The 19,465-nt window shown below is 72.7% G+C and carries 16 protein-coding genes; 8 read left to right on the top strand and 8 right to left on the bottom strand.

Annotated elements, in window-relative coordinates; translation table 11 throughout:
- The first annotated feature begins 16 nt into the window (after positions 1–16).
- Positions 17–2,674, top strand: coding sequence for a YncE family protein (locus DB32_RS40525; RefSeq protein ID WP_157070234.1), 2,658 nt, complete (start codon positions 17–19; stop codon positions 2,672–2,674).
- A gap of 142 nt (positions 2,675–2,816) precedes the next feature.
- On the opposite strand, the gene DB32_RS40520 is transcribed toward DB32_RS40525, so the two are convergent.
- The 4 genes from DB32_RS40520 to DB32_RS40505 all read right to left on the bottom strand — a co-directional run bounded on the left by DB32_RS40520 (position 2,817) and on the right by DB32_RS40505 (position 7,443).
- Entirely contained in the window at positions 2,817–3,380 is a 564-nt protein-coding gene (locus tag DB32_RS40520; RefSeq protein ID WP_053239122.1) for an NADAR family protein, read from the bottom strand.
- 75 nt (positions 3,381–3,455) lie between these two features.
- Positions 3,456–6,275: an ATP-binding protein gene (locus DB32_RS40515; RefSeq protein WP_157070231.1), complete on the bottom strand. Its 2,820-nt coding sequence runs from the start codon at positions 6,273–6,275 to the stop codon at positions 3,456–3,458.
- Complete coding sequence (locus DB32_RS40510) at positions 6,239–6,538, bottom strand: Smr/MutS family protein (RefSeq protein ID WP_053238015.1); 300 nt, start codon at positions 6,536–6,538, stop codon at positions 6,239–6,241. Before DB32_RS40510 ends, DB32_RS40515 begins: the two co-directional genes overlap by 37 nt.
- Positions 6,535–7,443 carry an L-lactate dehydrogenase gene (locus tag DB32_RS40505; RefSeq protein WP_053238014.1) on the bottom strand — a complete coding sequence of 303 codons (909 nt, stop codon included), beginning with the start codon at positions 7,441–7,443 and terminating at the stop codon, positions 6,535–6,537. Before DB32_RS40505 ends, DB32_RS40510 begins: the two co-directional genes overlap by 4 nt.
- A gap of 122 nt (positions 7,444–7,565) precedes the next feature.
- Between DB32_RS40505 and DB32_RS40500 the strand changes: the two genes are divergently transcribed.
- From DB32_RS40500 to DB32_RS40490, 3 genes are all read left to right on the top strand, one after another.
- The gene (locus tag DB32_RS40500) at positions 7,566–8,738 is read left to right on the top strand and encodes an aminotransferase class V-fold PLP-dependent enzyme (RefSeq protein ID WP_053238013.1); all 1,173 of its coding nucleotides are present in this window, start codon (positions 7,566–7,568) and stop codon (positions 8,736–8,738) included.
- A 19-nt stretch (positions 8,739–8,757) separates the two neighbouring features.
- Positions 8,758–9,846, top strand: coding sequence for an NHL repeat-containing protein (locus DB32_RS40495; RefSeq protein ID WP_157070229.1), 1,089 nt, complete (start codon positions 8,758–8,760; stop codon positions 9,844–9,846).
- 296 nt (positions 9,847–10,142) lie between these two features.
- A complete protein-coding gene (locus DB32_RS40490) occupies positions 10,143–10,829 on the top strand; it encodes a hypothetical protein (RefSeq protein ID WP_053238011.1) in 687 nt (228 codons plus the stop codon).
- Positions 10,830–10,834: 5 nt separating this feature from the next.
- On the opposite strand, the gene DB32_RS40485 is transcribed toward DB32_RS40490, so the two are convergent.
- On the bottom strand, positions 10,835–11,194 hold the full coding sequence (locus DB32_RS40485) for a hypothetical protein (RefSeq protein ID WP_157070207.1): 360 nt from the start codon (positions 11,192–11,194) through the stop codon (positions 10,835–10,837).
- Between the two features lie 72 nt (positions 11,195–11,266).
- Here DB32_RS40485 and DB32_RS40480 point away from each other — a divergent pair, with 72 nt between their 5' ends.
- The 4 genes from DB32_RS40480 (at position 11,267) to DB32_RS40465 (ending at position 15,500) form a co-directional block, all read left to right on the top strand.
- Complete coding sequence (locus DB32_RS40480; protein WP_053238009.1) at positions 11,267–12,367, top strand: alpha/beta hydrolase; 1,101 nt, start codon at positions 11,267–11,269, stop codon at positions 12,365–12,367.
- A gap of 66 nt (positions 12,368–12,433) precedes the next feature.
- A complete protein-coding gene (locus tag DB32_RS40475) occupies positions 12,434–14,197 on the top strand; it encodes a monooxygenase (protein WP_083458371.1) in 1,764 nt (587 codons plus the stop codon).
- 135 nt (positions 14,198–14,332) lie between these two features.
- On the top strand, positions 14,333–14,935 hold the full coding sequence (locus tag DB32_RS40470) for a hypothetical protein (protein WP_157070205.1): 603 nt from the start codon (positions 14,333–14,335) through the stop codon (positions 14,933–14,935).
- A 91-nt stretch (positions 14,936–15,026) separates the two neighbouring features.
- Positions 15,027–15,500, top strand: a complete 474-nt coding sequence (locus DB32_RS40465) for a hypothetical protein (RefSeq protein ID WP_053238006.1) — start codon at positions 15,027–15,029, stop codon at positions 15,498–15,500.
- Here the strand turns inward: DB32_RS40465 and DB32_RS40460 are convergent, their stop codons facing one another.
- From DB32_RS40460 to DB32_RS40450, 3 genes are read right to left on the bottom strand one after another with little or no spacing between them, the layout of a single operon-like run.
- Positions 15,501–18,128, bottom strand: coding sequence for an ATP-binding protein (locus tag DB32_RS40460; protein WP_157070202.1), 2,628 nt, complete (start codon positions 18,126–18,128; stop codon positions 15,501–15,503). It abuts the gene before it with no gap.
- A gap of 43 nt (positions 18,129–18,171) precedes the next feature.
- Positions 18,172–18,807 carry a DsbA family oxidoreductase gene (locus tag DB32_RS40455; RefSeq protein ID WP_053238004.1) on the bottom strand — a complete coding sequence of 212 codons (636 nt, stop codon included), beginning with the start codon at positions 18,805–18,807 and terminating at the stop codon, positions 18,172–18,174.
- A gap of 39 nt (positions 18,808–18,846) precedes the next feature.
- The gene (locus tag DB32_RS40450; RefSeq protein ID WP_053238003.1) at positions 18,847–19,458 is read right to left on the bottom strand and encodes a glutathione S-transferase family protein; all 612 of its coding nucleotides are present in this window, start codon (positions 19,456–19,458) and stop codon (positions 18,847–18,849) included.
- Between the last annotated feature and the right edge of the window lie 7 nt (positions 19,459–19,465).

Below are 19,465 nucleotides of genomic sequence, written 5' to 3'. Positions count from 1 at the left end.
GGCTTGGAGGGACGACATGCGCTGGAGGACGTGGGGGATTCTCCTCGGCTGGATGGGCGCCGCGCTGGTGACGACGGCGTGCGGCGACGACGGCGGAGCGGGCGACGGAAACGATGCCGGCCCGATCGCGCCCGGCGAGGACGCAGGGCCCGGCCAGGACGGCGGGCCGATCGACGATCTCGACGGCGGCTCACTGCCGCTCACCGCGCGCGTGCTGCCGACGAACGGCTCGGCGATCGCGCTGACGAGCGACGACGCGTACGCGGTCGCCGCGAACCGTCAGGCGGGCACGATCACGGTGCTGCGCTTCACGCCGGGGCCGACGCCGCTGCTCGAGGTGGTCGCGGACTTCGACGTCGGCGCGTCGGAGCCGTGGTCGGTCGTGATCGGCAACGACGACGACACCGCGTACGTGATCCTGCGCGAGGCGCAGCAGGTCGTCCGCATCGACGATCTTCGCGGCACGCCCGCGCTCGCCGCGTCGCGCGCGGCGACCGGCAGCGAGCCCACGGGCATCGCGATCTCGCCGACGGGGCGCGCGCTCTACGTCGCGGAGTGGGCCGAGGGCCGCGTCAGCGTGATCGACACCGCGACGATGTCGCGCACGTCGTCGATCGATCTGAACGCAGCGCTGGTCGCGACCGGCGCGCTCGGCCCGACCGCGGTCGCGCGCGCCGGGCTCGCGCATCCGCGCGCGCTCGTGATCACGAACGACGGCGACACCGAGGACGACGACGAGCAGCTCTTCGTCACCGAGTACTTCGCGCAGGATCGTGTGGGCGCGACGCTGCCCGCCGACGAGTCGCGCTTCGACGTCGCGAAGCAGGGCATCGTCTATCGCGCCGCGCTGAGCGCGCCGAGCGTGGTGTCGACGATCACGCTCTCGCCGGTCGCCGACACCGGGTTCGTCGACAGCGTGGGCAACACGACCGGCTGCTTCCCGAACCAGCTCCAGACCGTCGCGCTCGACTCGGGGCGCCTGCACGTCGGTGCGCTCTGCGCGTCGCCGCGCGGCCCGACCGGCGGTGCGGTGCCGAACTTCAAGACCGAGGTGCACACCGCGATCTTCGCGATCGACGTCGCGACCGGCACCGAGCTGCCCGAGAGCCGTCTCCTGCTCACGCGCGCGTTCACCGATCGCTACGACGCCGCGAGCACGCCCGAGGACGCCTCGCGCCGCATCCCGCTCATCGCGACCGATCTCGCGTTCATCCGCGCGGGGCGCGTCGGCTACGTCACGGCGTACGGCTCGGACGCCGTGTTCCGCTTCGTCTACGGCGACGACGGGCGCGTGACCGAGGTCGGCTCCGCGGCGAACTCGTTCATCAACCTCGCGCCGGGCGGTCGCCTGCCGCTGGGCATCGCGATCGCGCGCGGCGCGACGGTGCAGGCGCTCGTGCTCAACGAGGCGACGCGAAACGTGTCGATCCTCGCGTTCCAGACGCAGTCGGTGGTGAGCGCGGTGCAGGTGACCGCGATGCCCTCGGAGGGCTCGGACGAGGCGCACGCGCTCGAGGGCCGCCGTCTCTTCGTGACCGGGCTCGGGCGCTGGTCGCTGAACGGCCAGTCGTGGAACTCGTGCGAGAGCTGCCACGGTGACGGGCTCACCGACAACGTCACGTGGTTCTTCGCGCGCGGCCCGCGCCAGAGCACGTCGCTCGACGGCAGCTACGACTCCGCGGATCCCACCGAGCGCCGCGTCTTCAACTGGACCGGCATCTTCGACGAGATGCACGACTTCGAGCTCAACACGCGCGGCAACTCGGGCGGCGTGGGCGCGATCGTGCACGCGACGAGCACGCCCCCCGTGGCCGCCGATCGCCTCCACTTCGACGGCAGCACGCCGGTGCCCGACGGTCAGGTCGCGACCGCGACGCCGCAAGCGGGCCTCAACGGATCGACGCAGGGCATGATGCCGGGCGCGGCGGGCGCGCAGCGCTCCGTGCTGCCCGACTGGGATCGCATCGACGCGTACGTGCGCACCGTCCGCTCGCCGCACGCGCCGACCTCGCTGAACGCCGCGGACGTCGCCGCGGGCCGCGCGCTCTTCGAGGCGAACAACTGCGCCGGCTGCCACGGCACGTCGATGTGGACGATCTCGCGCGTGTTCTACACGCCGAGCGAGGCCAACAACCATCCGGTCACCGGCCTGCTCCGCACGACGACGTACACGGCCGACGCGGCGTTCCCCGCGGCGCTCAACCCGGCGACCGCGGGCGCGGGACGCACCGCGAGCCTGCGCTTCCCGGCGGGCCCGACCGCGGCGGCGAACGATCAGATCCAGTGCGTGCTCCGCAACGTCGGCACGTTCCCCGGGACCGGCAGCCTCCCGGTCGCGCCCGAGGGCGTGGTCACGAGCGAGGTGCGCCAGGACATGACGACGATCGCGCAGGGCGCGAGCGGCTACAACCCGCCCTCGCTGCTCGGCATGGCGACCGGCGCGCCCTACTTCCACGCGGGCAACGCGCGCACCCTCGAAGAGGTGTTCGCGACGACGTTCCGCGCCCACCACACCGCGATGTCGGTGAACTTCCTGATCGGCGGCACGCGTGATCAGGAGATCCGTCAGATCGTCGCGTTCCTGCTCTCGATCGACGAGGGCACGGCGCCGGTCGACGTGCCGAGCGAAGCGCAGCTCGGCTACGACGCGACGCTCTGCCCCGACGCATTCTGATGCGCTGAAACGACTCACCGACGCGAGCACGCAGGACGAGCCGGACACGATCGACGCGCGACGGGGGCAGCCTCCTCCTCCCACCCCGTCCCCAGCGCGCGAAGATCGATCGAGCCGCTCGTCCTGCGTGCGGCGGCGTTCGTCACCTCGCGAGCCACGCGAGCTCGAGCCCCTCGAGCGCGCGCGCGGCGCGCGCGTCGGCGCGCTCGGCGAGCCAGTCGTCGCGCAGCTCGGTGAGCACTCGGCCGAGGCGATTCTGGCCGCGCCATCGGGCACGACGGCACGCGTCGGGATGGCTCGCGCCGAGGCCGATGCCCCAGATGCGATCACGCGGGCTCGCCTCGACCAGCGTCGCGCCCTTCGTCGCGAGGAGCACGTCGCGGCGCTCCGGCGCTGCGAGCTTCGCGTCGTTGCCGGCGTAGACGAGGTCCGCGGAGCGCGCCTTCCAGATCGCGTCGTCGAAATTGCGCACCTTGCGACCGAGCGCCTTCGCCTCGCGCGGATGCGGCGCGACGAGGATCGCGCCGAGCATCTCCACGTCGCGGAAGAGCAGCGCCTTGGCCGCCATCATCCAGTGCTCCGCCGTGGGGAAGGGCGCGCCCGCGAGCGTGAACGGCGCGGGGTGCCACTGCGAGAAGAGCACCTCGTGGCCGTAGAAGAAGACGAATTCCTCGCCCGTGTCCGGGTCTCGTCCGCGCGACAGCATCGTGATCACCTCGGCTTCGATGCGTCGCGCATCGAAGGTTCGATGCACTATGCAGCAAAGTCCGCGGCGCGCCACTCACGCGGGGACGCGACGGAGCGGCACCGATGCATCGAGGAGGTGCCCGCCCTCCTTGAACACGACGACGCCGCGCAGCCCGAGGTTGCGCAGCGTGGTCACCGCGACGCGCACGCGGTTCTGCGCCGCGAGCGGCATGACCTTCTCGCCGGGCCATCCCGCCGCGACGAGCTCGTCGATGCCCACCGGCTCGCCCGGCGCGCGCAGCCGCGCGCTCGCGAGCGCATCGAGCACCCGCGCGATCGTCGGGCGTGATCCGAGATCGACGACCTCGCGGCCCGGCACGCGGAACCACGCCGCGCCGTCGGCGATCTCGAGCTCGTCCGCCGGGAGCGCGCGACGGAGCATTCGCATCGCGAAGCGCACGTCGTCGCTCTGCGCCGCGAACGTCTCGGCGGCGGTGATCACCTCTCTCGCGCGCGCGATCGCGGCTTCGCTCTCGCCGCGCACCCCGCGCTCGATCGCCGCCGCGATCGCGACCTGTGCGCGATGCAGGTCGAGCGTCGCGATCAGCGCGGGATCGCCCACCTCGCGCAGCCTGCGCTCCGCGAGCTCGAGATCGTTCTGCGCAGCGCCCGCGCGTCCGCTCGATGCGAGCGCGGCCGCGCGTGCTGCGAGGAACACGCCCTCGAGCCGCACGTCGCGCACCTCCGAGAGCACCTCGAGCGCGCGCGAGTACGCCGCGCGCGCCGCGACGAGCTGACCGCGCTCGTGGTGCACCGCGCCGAGGTAGCCGAGCAGGTGCGCCTCGAACGGGCGATCGCCCACCGTGCGCAGGCACGCGAGCGCGCGCTCGAGGTGCGCGTGCGCTTCGTCGAGGTGGCCCTGCTCCTGGTCGAGGATCGCGAGGTTCCCGCGCACCAGGCCCTCGAGGCGCAGATCGTCGCCCGGCGATCGCGCGAGCGCTTCTTCGTAGTGGGCGCGCGCGCGGTCGTGCTCGCCGCGCATCAAGCACAGGTTGCCGAGATCGCGCCGCGCCTGGGCCTCGGCGTGGGCGTCTCCGAGCGAGATCGCGAGATCGAGCGCGAGCGCGTAGTGCTCCTGCGCGACGTCGAGCTTGCCGCGCCCGTGGTGCACCAGGCCGAGCGCGGCGTGCGCGCGCTGCTCGGCGCGGCGGTCACGATCACGTCGTGCCTCGGAGAGCGCGAGCTCGAGCTCGGTCGTCGCGTCCTCGAAGCGCCCTTGCGCGAGCCACGCCTCGCCGAGCTCCACGCGCACCGCGCCACCGCTCAGCCGATCGCGCGCGGACTCGAGATCGCGCACGCACGCGTCCATCTCACCGCGATCGCGCAGCACGCGCGCACGCGCGACCAGCGCTCGGGTCGCGCGCGTCGCGTCCGAGGCGAGGGCAGGCGAGGCGATCACCGCATCGAGGCGCTCGAGGTGGGCTCCGCCCGGGCCGAGCCGCGCGACCACCGCGTCGATCGCGAGCAGCAGGTCGACGCGGAGCGCGACGGATTCGGCATCGTCGCGCGTCGCGATCGCGTCGTGCGCGGCGAGCATGGGCTCGCGCTCGACCGCGAGCCACGCGAGCGCGGCGCGCGCATGGCGTCCTCGCAGCTCGCCGAGGCGCTTCGCGCCCTCGCGCCCGAAGAAGCGCGCCATGCGCAGCCCGGCCTCGCGATCCTCGAGCTTCTCGAGGCCGTACTCGCGCACGCTCTCGAGCAGGCGCACCCGCCCTTGATGGGCGCGCGCCACGAGCGACTTCTCGCGCAGCGACTGCAGGATCTCGAGCGCGCCGCGCTCTTCGCGCGAGTCGCGCGCGATGGTCGCGACCGCGGCGTCGACCGAGAACGTGCCGCGATGGAGCGCGAGGCACGTGAGCGCGCGGCGCTCCTCGTCGCTCAAGAGATCCCACGACCAGTCGATCGCACCGCGCAGCGTCGCTTGTCGCGCGGGCGCATCGCGACGACCGTGCGCGAGCACGTCGAGCCCGCTGAGGCGCCCCGTCTCGAGCGATCCCTCGGCGAGCCGATCGCGCAGCTCGATCGCGCCCATCAGCGCGAGGCGTGACGCGGCGAGCTCGAGCGCGAGCGGGATGCCCTCGAGGCGTCGCGCGATCTCGGCGATCGCGGCGAGCTCGTCGTCGCCCTGCGGCACGTACCCCGGCGCGCGCGCGAGCAGGAGCAGCACCGCGTCGGTCGTCGCGATCGCGGCGCCCGCTGCGCCCTCGTCGGGCACCGCGAGCGGAGGGATCTCGACGACGTCCTCGCCGCGCACCCGCATCACCTCGCGCGAGGTCACGACGATCGTCAGCGCGCTCGACTTCGCGCTCCACGGCGCGACGGTCGCGACGGCGTGCGCGGTGATCTGCTCGAAGTTGTCGAGCACGAGCAGCGTGCGCCCGCGCGCCGCCAACGCCTCGCCGATGCGCGCCGCGCCGCTCGCCGCGTCGACGCTGCCGCCGAGCCGTAGATCGATCGCGCCCGCGACGTCGCGCACGACGTCGTCGAGCGAGGTCGCGGCCGAGAGGTCGACGAAGATCGCGCCCTCGACGATGCCGCGCGATGCGCTCTCGCGCGCGAGCGCGATCGAGAGGCGCGTCTTGCCGGTGCCGGGCGGGCCGAGGAGCGTGAGCACGCGCGCGCCACCCTCGATCCGCGCCGTGAGCGCGTCGATCTCGGCGCGCCGTCCGACGAAGCGATCGGGCGGATCGGGAACGCGGAGCTCGGGCCCGCCCGAGCCTGCTGCGGCCCGTCGCGGGCGTGCCACACCCCCCGCTGCACGGCGGCTCGCCATCGACCGGCCGACGTACCACGCGGCCCGCCCGGTCGTCACGTTCGCTACAGTTTCCGTAGCGTCACGAGGGTCGCGCCCCACCCGCCGCGCTCCGGCGGCGCGAGGCGATACTCGAGCACGTCGTCACGCCGCGCGAGGATCGCGTGCACGCTGCGGCGCAGCGCGCCGGTGCCCTTGCCGTGCACGATGCGCAGCTCGAAGAGCCCGTGCGCGCGGCACTCGTCGATCCACGTCGGCAACAGATCGCCGAGCTCGCGCGGATCGAACGTGTGCAGGTCGAGCACCCCGTCGATCGGCAGCGCGACGACCGCGTCGGGACGGAAGTCGTCGTCGTCGTCGCTCACAGCGATGCGATCGCGGCGCGCAGGACCTCGGCCGAGCGCTCGAGGCCGGCGCGCTCCTTCGCGTCCAACGAGGGCGAGAGCACGCGCGTCGCGCCTTCGCGGCCGACCACCACCGGCAACGAGAGCGCGACCTCGCCGCCCAGACCGACGCTGCCGTCGTGCACTCGGCTCGCGGTGAGCACGCGACGCTCGTCGCGCAGCAGCGATCCGAGCAGGTGCGCGGTGACGAGCCCGATCGCGTGGTTGGTCGCGCCCTTGCGCCGGATGATCTCGTACGCCGCGGTGCGCACCTCGGCCGCGATCGCGGTCTCGCGCTCGCTCGCCCAGCCCGGCGCGGAGCGCAGCGAAACACCGCCGACGTTCGCGGCCGACCACGCGACGACCTCGGAGTCGCCGTGCTCGCCGAGCACGTGCGCGTGCACCGAGCGCGGATCGATCGCGAGCTCGCGCCCGATCATCTGACGCAGCCGCGCGGTGTCGAGCATCGTCCCGGTGCCGATCACGCGCTCGGGCGGGAGCCCCGACGCGCGCCACACCACGTGCGTGAGCACGTCGACCGGGTTGGTCACGACGACGATCGTCGCGCGCCCACCGCGCAGCTCGGTCGCGATGTCGCGCACGATGCTCGCGTTCTCGCGCAGCAGGTCGAGCCGCGACTGCTCGGGCCGCCCGCCCTTGCCCGCGGCGATCACGACCACGTCGCAGTCGCGCATCTCCTCGATCTCGGCGCAGCGCACGTCGGCGCTCGGATAGAACGACGCGCCTTGTGCGAGGTCCATCGCCTCACCGTCGGCCAGATCGGGCCGACGGTCGTGGAGCCAGAGCTCGCGCGCGAGCCCTTCGTGGAGCGTCGAGATCGCGACGCTCGACCCCACCCAGCCCATGCCGATGATCCCGACGCGCATGACGCAAGCATCTGCGCCCCGCGGGGCGCGTGTCACGCCCGGGGGCGACGAACGCTCCATCGCGATCTCACTCACGCTCTCGCCACCACACCGCGCACGGCGCACGCTCCGCGCGCACCGCCATGCGTCACCACTTCGCGCTCGATCCCTCGATCACGTTCCTCAACCACGGCTCGTTCGGCGCGTGCCCGCGCGTCGTGCTCGACGCGCAGCGCGCGATCCGAGACCGCATGGAGGCCGAGCCGGTGCGCTTCTTCACGCGCGAAGCGCCCGCGCTGATCGACGCCGCGCGCGAGCGCATCGCCGCGTTCGTCGGCGCGCACCCCGAGGACCTCGTCTTCGTGCGCAACGCGACGCAGGCGGTCAGCGCCGTGCTCGCGTCGCTCCCGCTCGAGCCCGGCGACGAGCTGCTCACGACCGATCACGCCTACGGCGCGTGCAAGAACGCCCTCGACTTCTTCGCGCAGAAGCGCGGCGCGCGCGTCGTGGTCGCGCACGTGCCGTTCCCGATCACCCATGCGTCGCAGGTCACCGACGCGATCCTCGCCGCGGTCACGCCGCGCACCCGCGTCGCGCTGATCGATCACGTGACGAGCCCCACCGGCCTCGTCTTCCCGATCGCCGACATCGTCGCGGCGCTGCGCGAGCGCGGCGTCGAGACGCTGGTCGACGGAGCGCACGCGCCCGGGATGCTCCCGCTCGCGCTCGATCGCCTCGGCGCTGCGTATTACACGGGCAACCTGCACAAGTGGCTCTGCGCGCCGAAGGGCTGCGCGATCCTCCACGTCCGTCGCGATCGCCAGAGCGATCTCCATCCCTCGACGATCAGCCACGGCGCGCGCAGCAAGCGCGCTCGCCCGCGCTTGTGGGAGGAGTTCGACTGGGTCGGCACCGACGATCCGAGCCCGTGGATCTGCGCGCCCGACGCGCTCGACGCGATCTCCTCGTTCCTCCCCGGCGGCATCGACGCGCTCCGCGCGCGCAATCGCTCGCTCGCCCTCTTCGCGCGCGATCGCCTGTGCGAGACGCTCGGCGTCGCCGCGCCCGCGCCCGACGACATGATCGGCTCGCTCGCCGCGGTGCCGCTGCCCACCTCGAGCGCGCCGCCGCCCGCGTCGGCGTTCGAGATCGATCCGCTCCAGGACGCGCTCTTCACCCGGCACCAGATCGAGATCCCGGTCTTCCCCCATCCCGCGCCGCCCGCCCGTCTGATCCGCATCGCGTGCCAGATCTACGTCGAGCGCGCCGATGTCGAGCGACTGTGCGATGCGCTGCGCAACGAGCTGGCGCGGTGATTGCTGAACGTCGCGCGCGATGATTTCCACCGTCACTCGATTGACACTGCTCTCCATCGTCCTCGCGCTATTCGGCTGCGGAAACGAGGGTCCGTCCGGACTGCCGGTCCTCGGCGCCGGCGAGCACACCTCGGCCGCCGTCGAGATCCTCACGGTCGTGGGACCGGATGTCCTGCACTCGCCGACCGACCTCGCGTTCCGCCCCGACGCGCCGAACGAGCTCTGGGTCACGATGCGCACCGCGAACGCGATCCTCGTCATCGACGAGCCCGGCACCCCGGCGCAGCGCTCGATGGAGTACGCGGCGCTCGGCAACACGCACTTCCTGCCGGCGCCGTCGGCGCTCGCGTTCGGCACCGCGGATCGCCTCGCGACGATCCACGAGATCGACGTGCCCACCCAGCGCGAGACGCCGTGGGACTTCATGGGCCCGACGCTCTGGCCGACCGACCGCGGTCTCTTCGACGGCGGTCACGCGTCGCACATGGACATGCTCCACAACACGCCGAACGGCATCGGCATCGCGTGGGAGCAGGGCAACGTGTACTGGATCGTCGACGGCCAGCACGGCTCGATCACGCGCTACGACTTCGTCGCGGATCACGGCCCGGGCCAGCACGACCACAGCGACGGCATCATCTCGCGCTACGCAGAGGGCCAGATCGGCTACGTCGAGGGCGTGCCCGCGCACGCCGAGCTCGATCACGCGACCGGCCTGCTCTACGTGGCGGACCCCGGCAATCACCGCGTCGTCGCGCTCGACATCGCGAGCGGCACGCGCGGCGCCGAGATGGGCCCGAACTACGACGGCTGCGAGATGTTCGTGATGAACGACGCGACGCTCACGACGTTCGTCGACGGCACGGTGATGAACCTCGTGCAGCCGAGCGGCATCGCGCTGCACGACGGATACCTGTTCGTCAGCGATCACGCGACGTCGGTGATCGCGGCGTTCGATCTCGTCACCGGCGCGCTCGTCGACTGGATCGGCCTGCAGGACGTCGTCCCGCCCGGCGGTCTCGGCGGCATCGACTTCGATCAGGAGGGCCGCCTCTTCGTGACGGACATCGCGGGCCAGCGCGTGCTCCGCATCGCGCCCCGCCTCTGAGGAGATTCCGCCAAGGAGAGCAGGAAGGCAGGAGAGGGCAGGAGCATTCGTGATTGTCGCGATCGCATCTTCCCTCCTGCAACTCCTGCTCTCCTCAGCGGCACATCCTCCTGCTCTCCTCGTCGCTCCTGCGCTCCTCAGCGGCTTACGCTCCTGCTCTCCCGAGCGGCTTCGCCTCCGGCGCTCCTCGTCCTGAACGGCCGTTCGGTCGTGACGCGTAGGTGTCCGGCATCGCGACCGAAACGGCGATCTCGCGCGACCGCTCCTCGTCGAGAGTTGAGGTATGCTCCCGCGCGATGTCTCTCGGGAAGCAAGCGTTCGAAGCCGCCAGTCAGTACCTGCGCCGCAATCCGCAGGAGCTGAGCCGTGTCGTGTGGAACCTGCTCGGCCTGCGCGTCGGTGTGCCGATCGACGCGCTGCGGTGGCTGCTCGAGCGCGTCGCGAAGAGCGGCAAGGTGAAGGACCCGGTGCTGACCGAGGTGCCACCCGGGATCCGCATCACCGCGACGGTCGATCTGATGAAGACGCCGGTGCGCGCGAGCGCGGTCGTCTACATCGATCGCATGGTCCTCACGCCGGCGCAGCTGCGCATCGAGACGCGCCTCGAGGAGATCTGGATGGAGGTCCAGGGCGAGGTGCAGTCGCCCGTCGCCGCGCTCATCAAGAGCGGCGCGCTCGACCTCAGCAAGCCGGGCAACCTCGCCAAGTACATGCCGCTGCCGCCGACCGTGGTGGAGGCGCGCGAGAACCGCATCGTCGTCGACCTCATGAAGGACCCGAAGATCGCGGACAACCCGATGGTCCAGCGCATCCTGCCGCTCGTCACGCCGGTGGTGACCGCGTACGGCCTCGAGACCGACGACGATCACCTCGAGGTGATGTTCCGCCCGCTGCCCGAGGGTCTGCGTCCCGCCGCGAGCGCGATCCGTCGCCACCTCGTGCGCCCCGGGATCCAGCGGATCCGCGCGCTGCTCCCCGGCTGATCGTGTCAGAGATCCGCGCAGCGCGCGAGCGTGCTCGCGGCGTCGGGCATCGCGCAGAGGCACGCCAGGTCCGTGCGTGTGATGCAGTGCCCGTCGGACACGATCCCGCGCCCGGTCTCGCAGAGCTCGTCGGCGTCGCAGTCGTCGTCGGCGACGCACTCGCGCCGCGCGTCGGAGCGCGCGCAGAAGCCCTGCTCGCCGACGATCACGCACTGCATGCCCTCGTCGCAGTCGAGCGTCGCGGTGCACGCCTGGCCGAGCGACCCGCAGGTCGGGCCCGCGTCGGGCTCGCCGCCTGCGTCGCGAGACTCGCTGCACGCCGTGACCAGGAGCGCGATCAGCACTGCGACTCGAGCCAGCTTCATGTTCGTCCTCCCCGCTCCGCGCGATGATACGGCAGCGCGGCGCGCGCGATCGGGGGCTATGCTCTCCGATCGATGATCGCGAGCATCAAGAAGCGAATCGTCACTCCGATCACGGCGACGTTCGATCGCGCAGCGTCGCGTGTGATCTTCGGCCGCAGCGAGCAGAGCAAGCGGCGCTCGGCCGCGGAGTCGCTCGGACCGATCGAGCGACACCGCAGGCTCGACGAGATCGGCGCGTTCTACGGCACCGCGCAGCACGTCGGCGATCCCGACTCGTTCTTCCCGCGCATCGCGGCCGACGGGCTCCGCGAGCAGCACGTCGGACGGATCGGCCAGGACGGCACGATCGTCGATCTGCGCTGGCGCAGCGCGCTCGCGCCGCTCTCGAGCGACCCCGAGGTGGTGCGGCGGCTCGAGGAGCGCGCGGACGTGAACCACACCGCGATCGTGCGGCTCTACGCGCACCTCGATCGCCCGCGCCCGACGATCGTGCTGCTGCACGGCTATCTCGGCGGCGTGTTCGCGATCGAAGAGGTCGCGTTCCCGGTGCGCTGGATGTTCGAGCGCGGGCTCGACGTCGTGCTCGGCGTGCTCCCGCACCACGGGCCGCGCGGGATCCGCGGTCGGCGCCCGCTGCTGCCGCACAGCGATCCGCGCATCACGATCGAGAGCTTCCGCCACGCGATCGTCGATCTGCGCACGCTCGTGTCGGTGCTGCGCGATCGCGGCGCGCCGGCCGTGGGCGCGATGGGCATGAGCCTCGGCGGCTACACGAGCGCGCTGCTCGCGACCGTCGAGCCGATCGACTTCGTGGTGCCGATGATCCCGCTCGCGTCGATCGCGGACTTCGCGCGCGACGGCGATCGCCTCGTCGGCACCGCGACGCAACGGCGCGAGCAGTACGACGCGCTCGAGAAGGCACACTGCGCGGTGAGCCCGCTCGCGCGCCCGTCGAAGGTCGATCCGGCGCGCGCGCTGGTGATCGCGGGCTCGGGGGATCGCATCACGCCGCAGTCGCACGCGGAGAAGCTCGCGAAGCACCTCGACGCGCGGCTGCACCTCTTCGACGGCGGGCACCTGCTCCAGGTCGGGCGCGACGAGGGCTTCCGCGAGGTGGCGCGCATGCTGGCGCGCGAGGGCTGGCTCGAGCCGCGCGGCGGACCGAGGTTGTGAAGAAAGTTTGAACGCTCGCCGCGGGACCGGGAACTCCGGGCATCATCGCTCGCCTCGGAGGCCTGGATGCATCGCCCTTCCTTGCTCGTGCTGCTCGTCCTCTCGCTGACCGCATGTGACGGCGATCCGCCCGCGAGCGATCCCGACGCTGGCACGTGCGAGCCCGATCGCGCGGCGTTCGCGTCGCAGGCGTTGCCACGCCTCGAGCGCTACTGCGGCTCGTGCCACGGCGCGTCCCCGCAGTACGGCGCGCCGATGTCGCTGCTCGACGCCGACGCGCTGCTCGCGGTGCGCCCCGACGGAACGCGCCTCGCCGATCGCGTGGTCGCGCGACTGATGGACGGCACGATGCCGCCGGTCGGCATGCCGCGCCTGCCGGATGCCGAGGCCGATGCGCTCGCGCGCTGGGCGAGCTGCGGCGCCGCGGACGTGCCGCAGGGCACGGGCCTCCGTGCGAGCGCGCCGGTGTTCCTCTCGCCCGACGAGGCGCCGCCCGGCCTCGCGACGATCGATCTCGCCGCGAACGAGCACCCGGTCGGGCCCGAGGTCCGCGACGAGTACCGCTGCTTCACCTTCGAGCCCGCGCTCGACGGGGATCGCTTCGTGCGCCGCTTCGAGATGATCTACGACGAGACGCGCGTGCTGCATCACCTCGTGCTGCTGCGCGACAGCGAGCACAACGCGCCGCTCGGCGAGTTCGACTGCTACGACGGCAGCGGCATGCCCGCGGGCAGCGAGTACCTCTACGCGTGGGCGCCCGGCACCGGCGCGTTCCAGTTCCCCGAGGGCGGCCTGCGCGTCTCGCCGGGCGATCGGTTCCTCGTGCAGATCCACTACAACAACGGCGCCGCGATCCCCGACGTGCGCGACAGCTCGGGCGTGCGCCTGTACCTCGATGCGCCGACCGGGACCGAGTACGGCATGGTCGCGATCGGGCCGCTCGACTTCGAGATCCCGGCGCGCGAGTCGCGCACCGTCTCGAGCCGCTGCACGTTCGCGAGCGAGACGCGCGTGCTCGCGGGCATGCCGCACATGCACCAGATCGGAACGACGTTCGATCAGGAGATCGCGCGGCCCGAGGCGCGCAATCCCGAGCCGCTGATCCACCTCGACGGCTGGGAGTTCGAGACGCAGCTCTTCTACTCGCTCCCGGTCACGCTGCGCGCCGGCGACGCGCTGCTCACGAGCTGCACGTTCGACAACACGACGAGCGAGGACGTCAGCTCGGGCCAGGACACGAGCGACGAGATGTGCTTCGACTTCATGTACGTCACGCCGCCGCCCGCGTCGCGCTACTGCGACGAGGGCGACGCCGAGATGCCGAGCGACGTGCGCTACGTGCCGAGCGCGTGCCTGCCCGAGGGCACGACGACCGACGTCGCGCTGGTGCGCGGCGGATGGGTCGAGGCCGCGACGCCGCCCGCGCTGAGCGCGGGCACGGTGCCCGACGCCCGCTGGGAGCTCGAGGGGATCAGCTACTACGTGTCGACGGTCACGACGCCGATCGGACGCATCGACGTCGAGCGCACGTACGTGCTCGGGCGCGGTCAGGTGATCACGAGCGCGGGCCGGCTCGTGATGGACGTCGACTCGCACGCGTTCGTGCAGAGCGTCGAGGGCCCGACGTTCGGCGGCCCGAACGACATCGGGTTCGCGGGCGCGTTCGACGCGAGCGCCACGCCGACGACGATCGTGCTCGACTGTCCGGGCGCGGGCGACGTCGACGTCGAGTGGGGCATCGACGGTGACCTCCTGACGCTCGGGTTCGTGAGCGAGAGCGTGCCCGGCGCGCAGCTCTGGCCGCGATACACGTTCCGCCGCGCCCCCTGAGACGCGGCGATGCGCCCCGCGTTCGCTCGGGCTCACGCGAGATCGTGACCCACCGCCTCGTCTTCCCGCGCGACGCGTCGCGCCTCGCGCGGGAACGGCCATTGCGTTGCCTCCGCGCACGAGGAGGTGACCATCGTGTCGAGGAACTGGACCACGCTGGGGCTCGCTGCGCTGCTCTGCGGAGCGGTGGGATGTGAACGCCAGCCCGCGGACGAGCGGATCGAGCAGGAGGCAGCGCAGATCGAAGCCCAGGGCGAGCAGCGCATCGACGAGGTCGAGCGCTCGCTCGCGCCGGAGCGGCAGGAGATCGAGCAGGAGCGCGCGTCGCTGGAGCAGGAGCGCCAGCAACTCGAGCAGCGCGAGGGGCAGATCGAGCAACGCGAGCAGGCGCTCGAAGCGCGGCGCGATCAGAGCGTCGACGCGATCGAGCAGGGCGTCGACGCGCAGCAGGAGGCGGTCGAGCGTCAGGCCGAGGCGCAGCAGGCGCAGCTCGACGCGCAGCGCGAGGCCGCGGAGGCGGAGCGCGAGGCAGCCGCGGCCGAGGCGCACGTGCAGCAGCGGCAGGAGCAGATGACCGACGAGCAGCGCCGACTCGAGGCGGAGCGCGCGGAGTACGAGGCGGAGTCCGGCGCGGTGCAGCGCGGCGCGCCGGAGATGCAGGAGGAGCTCGAGGGCGAGCAGGCGGAGCAGCGCATCGAGGAGCGCGCGAAGCCCCAGGAGGTGCCGCCGCAGCAGTGAGCGGCGCCGCGACGAGCCATGCATGCCGTCGATGGATGCATCGGATCCATCGATGGGATGCATGGCTCGTCCGCGCCCAGGATCTCGGCGCATGACGCTGCGCCGGTGGGAGAAGAAGGCGTTCGGAGCGCTCCTCGGGCTCTCGGCGCGCGCCGCGCGTGCTCCGGTCGTGCGCGTCGCGGTGCCGTCGTTCATGCGCGCGCTCGCCGCGCTCACGCGGCGTGTCCGCCGCCCCGAGGTCGACGAGGGCGACGCGGCGTCGCTCGGTCGCGCGTGGCAGCGCTACATGCCGAGCCCGCACCTCGTGCCGAGCACGCGCGTCGAGGGCGGCACCGCGTACCACGAGATCCGCATGCGCTGTCCGCTGCGCGGCAGCGGGGATCTCGCCGCGTGTCATCGCTTGATGGCCTACGACCGCGCGCTGATGGCCGAGCACGGCGCGCGCTTCGTGGTGCTGCGCCCGCAGGCGGAGCCTGGCGTCGAGGTGTGCGAGATCGCGATCCGTGCCGCGTCGTGGCCGCACGACGATCTCGTGCCCGCACATCGCTTGGTGCGCGGGGCGTGATCAGCGCGTCGCCGCGGTGCCGGCGGTCCCGCTGCGCTCGAGCAGCTCGCGCACCGCATCGGCGAGCGCGGCGGGCGTGAACGGCTTCGCGAGCAGCGGATCGCCGGTCTCGACGTCGAGCGGCTTGTCGGCGTACCCCGAGAGGAAGAGCACGCCGAGCGCGGGATGGAGGCGCCGCGCTTCGCGCGCCAGCGTCGGTCCGTCCATGCCCGGCATGCGCACGTCGGTGACCAGCAGATCGGGCTTCGGGCCTCGCGCGAGCAGCTCGAGCGCCTCCGCGCCCGTCGCCGCGAGCACCACGCTGTGGCCCGCGAGCGTGAGCACGCGCTGGATCACCGCGCTCACGTCGGGGCGGTCCTCGGCGACGAGGATGCGCCCCTGGCGCCCACCGCGCGGCACGACGCGCGAGACCGGCGCGGCGGCGTGCGAGGCCGCGCGCGGCGCGGCGCGCGGCAGCACGATCTCGAAGCGCGTGCCCTGGCCCGGCGCGCTCTCGAGCTCCACCACGCCGCCCGCGTTGCGCACGATGCCGTAGACCGTCGCGAGGCCGAGCCCGGTGCCCTTGCCCTCGGGCTTCGTCGTGAAGAAGGGCTCGAACGCGCGCTCCTTCACGTCGTCGCTCATGCCCGCGCCGGTGTCGGTCACGGTCACGAGCACGTGCTCGCCGGGCGCGACGTCACGCGCGCGCGCCTCGTGCTCGTCGAAGGCGCGCGGCTCGGCGGCGATCGTGAGCGTGCCGCCCCCCGGCATCGCGTCGCGCGCGTTGAGCGCGAGGTTCATCACGACTTGCTCGAAGGGACCGGCGTCGAGGCGCACCTCGCCGATCCCCGGCGCGCACGACGTCACGAGGCGCACGCCGGGCCCGAGCAGCGGCGCGAGCAGACCGCGCAGCTTCTCGAGCGCCGCTCCGACGTCGACCGCGCCGATGCCCGCGGGCTGTTTGCGCCCGAGCGCGAGCAGCTGCCGCGTGAGCGTCGCCGCGCTCTCGCTCGCGTGCAGCACGTCGCGCAGCGCATCCGCGCCGAGCGAGCCCTCTGGCGCCTCGGCGCGCGCGAGCTCGGCGTTCGCGGTGATCGCCGCGAGCAGGTTGTTGAAGTCGTGAGCGACGCTGCCGGCGAGGCGGCCGAGCGCTTCGAGGCGCTGCAGGTGATGGAGGCGCTCTTCGAGCGTGCGTCGCTCCTGCTCGGCGCGCCGCAGCTCGGTCACGTCGCGGCCCTCCGCGACGATCAGCGCCACTGCGCCCGACGCGTCGAGCACCGGGCTGAGCGAGAAGTCCACGTGGTGGACGCGGCCTGCCGCGCCGGCGTGGGTCGCGAGCATGCGGAACGGCTCGCCGCGCGCCGCGAGCGCGAGGCCCTCGCGCACCCGCGCGATCTGCTCGGCGTCGCTGCCCCACAAGGGCGACTCCCACAGCGCGCGCCCGAGCAGCGCTTGCTCGTCGACGCCCGCGAGCGCGAGCACCGCGGGGTTCACCCGCAGGATCCGACCATCGCGGGACACCAGGCCCATCAGCTGGATGCTGTGCTCGAAGATCGCGCGCAGCGTTCGCTCGCGCTCGACCACCTCGGCGGTGCGCTCCGCGACGCGCCGCTCGAGATCGTCGCGCACCGCGCGCAGCTCGGTGTTCGCGGCGTGCAGCGCGCTCACGTCGTGCAGCACGATCGAGCGCGCGTCGCGCTCGAACGTCCCTTCGCCGATGCTCGACACGCGCACGTCGAAGCGACGCCCCTCGAGCTCGATCGACGTCGCGCCGTCGCGGATCGACGCGAGCACCGCGCGGACCGCGGTCGAGGGCTCGGCGGTGGAGCTCGCGTCGAGGGAGAGGAGCGCACGCGCGGCGGCGTTCGCGTCGATCACGCGGTCGCGCGCGTCGACCACGAGCACCGCGTCGGACAGGCCCTCGACGATGCGCTCGCGCGCGACGGGCACCACCTCGAGGCCGCGTCCCCAGCGCACCGCGAGCGCGGTGACGAGCGCGAACGTGCCGAACGTGAGCGGCGCGATGTCGCGCTGTCCGGCCCACGTGATCCCGGCGATCACCGCGAAGTAGCCGAACACCATCGGCCCCGCGATGCCGATCGCGAGCAGCGCGCTCACCACGCGCGATCGACCACGATGACCCCAGGCATCGGCGACGACGAGGCCCGACGCGCCGACCACCGCGAGCAGCACCGCGAGCGAGAGCGCGACGTCGAGCGCGTGGAACGGATAGAAGAGCGCGCCGAAGGGCGGCGCATCGGCGACGTACGCGCCGTCACGCAGCGTGCGGTGCCAGCGCTCGGCCGCGATCCACAGCGCCGCGGGCACGACCACCACCGCGTACGCGAGGAGGAGCGCGTCGCCGGCGCGACGGCGACCGGTGCGCTCCCCCGCGAAGCGCAGCGCCGCGCCGCCGACGATCGCGGTCGGCAGCCACGTGAGATCGTCCCAGAGCAGCTTGCGATCGAGGTCCGCCGCGAGGAGCTCGCCGGTGTACCCGGCGAGCCATGCGAGCTGCGCGACCAGCGCCACCGCGTACGCGCCGGCGCCCGGGGTGTGCTTGCGATCTCGCCACATCGCCCGCGCCAGCAGCGCGACCAGCAACGCCGACGCGATCACCGGCGTGAGTTGGGCGAGGGTGGAGCGCAACGATGGTCTCCACCGACGAGGTTACCCGCCGGCGAGCGCCGGATCAGCGCTGCTCGTCGAGCGCTCGCGCGATCACGCTCTTCATCACGTCCACCGACTGCGCACCACTGAACGCCAGTCGCTCCCCGAACACGAAGAAGGGCACGCCCGAGATCCCTTGCGAGGCGACCGCGGCGGCCTCGTCGCGGGTGCGTCGCAGCTCCGCGTCGTCGCGCAGCAGCGCGCGCGCTTCGTCGGCCTCGAAGCCGTGCGCGCTCGCGATCGCGACGAGCTCGTCGATGGATCCGACGTCGCGCCCTTCGAGGAAGTACGCGTGGAGCAGCGCCTTCTTGAGCGCGCGCTGGGTGCCCTTGGCTGCCGCATGGCGCAGCAGCGTGTGCGCGCGCGGCGTCGCGACGCTGCGCGTGACCTTCGTGAAGTCGAGCGGGATGCCGCTCTCGCGCGCTGCGCTCTCGACGCGCTCGAACATGCGCTCCGGCGCGACGCCGTACTTCGCGCGCAGTCGCTCGCGTAGATCGACGCCTTCGTCGGGCGTGCTCGGATCGAGCAGGAAGGGATGGAAGCGCACGTCGGCGCGCACGTCGGGGAACGACTCGAGCGCGCGCTCGAGCCGTTCCACTCCGATCAGGCACCAGGGACACACCACGTCGCTGACCACGTCGATCGAGAGCTCGCGCATTCGCGTCTCTCCTGGGGCGCGGCCGCGCCGGCGTCCAGGTCAGCCGCCCTCGTACGCCTTCACGAACGCGGGCCGCGACGAGAGCCGCCCGAGGTACGCCTGGAGCGCGGGGTGGCCCTCGAGCATCCCCATGTTCGCGGCGAGCGCGACGTCGTACCCGACCACGACGTCGGCTGCGGTGAATGCGTCGCCGACGAGCCAGTCCTGCTTCGACAGCGTCTTCGTGAGGAACGGCGCCGCGGTCTTCCACGTCGCGTCTGCGCGCTCGACGAGCTCGGGCCGGCGCTTGTCGGGCGGCAGCAGCGCGGTGTGGAAGAGCCGCTCGACGATCGGTCCGTCGAGCGTGGCCGGCGCGTAGACGATCCACTGGTACCAGCGCGCGCGCTCCGGCGTGCCGAGCTTCGGCGCGAGGCCGCGATCGGCGTGCAGATCCGCGAGCTGCATGCAGATCGCGGCGGACTCGATGATCGCCTCGCCCTCGATCTCGAACGCGGGCACGCGCCCGTGGGGGTGGATCTCGAGGTACTCGGGCTGCTTCGCGTCCTTGCGCAGGTCGAGCGTCTTCACGTCGTACGGGATCCCGAGCTCCTCGAGGATCCAGCGCACTCGCGCCCCGCGGGTCCCGGGCATGGCTGCGTCGTAGAGCTTCATCGTGTTC

This window comes from Sandaracinus amylolyticus (assembly GCF_000737325.1).
Lineage (GTDB): Bacteria > Myxococcota_A > Polyangia > Polyangiales > Sandaracinaceae > Sandaracinus > Sandaracinus amylolyticus.
Note: the sequence above shows the minus strand (reverse complement) of the source record. Positions and strands in the feature narration are given on the sequence as shown.

What these genes read in the sequence shown, in the direction of transcription:
- DB32_RS40525 (WP_157070234.1), top strand. Translation starts at nt 17, where the DNA reads ATGCGCTGGAGGACGTGGGGGATTCTCCTCGGCTGGATGGGCGCCGCG.
- DB32_RS40520 (WP_053239122.1), bottom strand. Translation starts at nt 3,380, where the DNA reads ATGCTGTCGCGCGGACGAGACCCGGACACGGGCGAGGAATTCGTCTTC.
- DB32_RS40505 (WP_053238014.1), bottom strand. Translation starts at nt 7,443, where the DNA reads ATGCGCGTCGGGATCATCGGCATGGGCTGGGTGGGGTCGAGCGTCGCG.
- DB32_RS40500 (WP_053238013.1), top strand. Translation starts at nt 7,566, where the DNA reads ATGCGTCACCACTTCGCGCTCGATCCCTCGATCACGTTCCTCAACCAC.
- DB32_RS40495 (WP_157070229.1), top strand. Translation starts at nt 8,758, where the DNA reads ATGATTTCCACCGTCACTCGATTGACACTGCTCTCCATCGTCCTCGCG.
- DB32_RS40490 (WP_053238011.1), top strand. Translation starts at nt 10,143, where the DNA reads ATGTCTCTCGGGAAGCAAGCGTTCGAAGCCGCCAGTCAGTACCTGCGC.
- DB32_RS40485 (WP_157070207.1), bottom strand. Translation starts at nt 11,194, where the DNA reads ATGAAGCTGGCTCGAGTCGCAGTGCTGATCGCGCTCCTGGTCACGGCG.
- DB32_RS40480 (WP_053238009.1), top strand. Translation starts at nt 11,267, where the DNA reads ATGATCGCGAGCATCAAGAAGCGAATCGTCACTCCGATCACGGCGACG.
- DB32_RS40475 (WP_083458371.1), top strand. Translation starts at nt 12,434, where the DNA reads ATGCATCGCCCTTCCTTGCTCGTGCTGCTCGTCCTCTCGCTGACCGCA.
- DB32_RS40465 (WP_053238006.1), top strand. Translation starts at nt 15,027, where the DNA reads ATGACGCTGCGCCGGTGGGAGAAGAAGGCGTTCGGAGCGCTCCTCGGG.
- DB32_RS40455 (WP_053238004.1), bottom strand. Translation starts at nt 18,807, where the DNA reads ATGCGCGAGCTCTCGATCGACGTGGTCAGCGACGTGGTGTGTCCCTGG.
- DB32_RS40450 (WP_053238003.1), bottom strand. Translation starts at nt 19,458, where the DNA reads ATGAAGCTCTACGACGCAGCCATGCCCGGGACCCGCGGGGCGCGAGTG.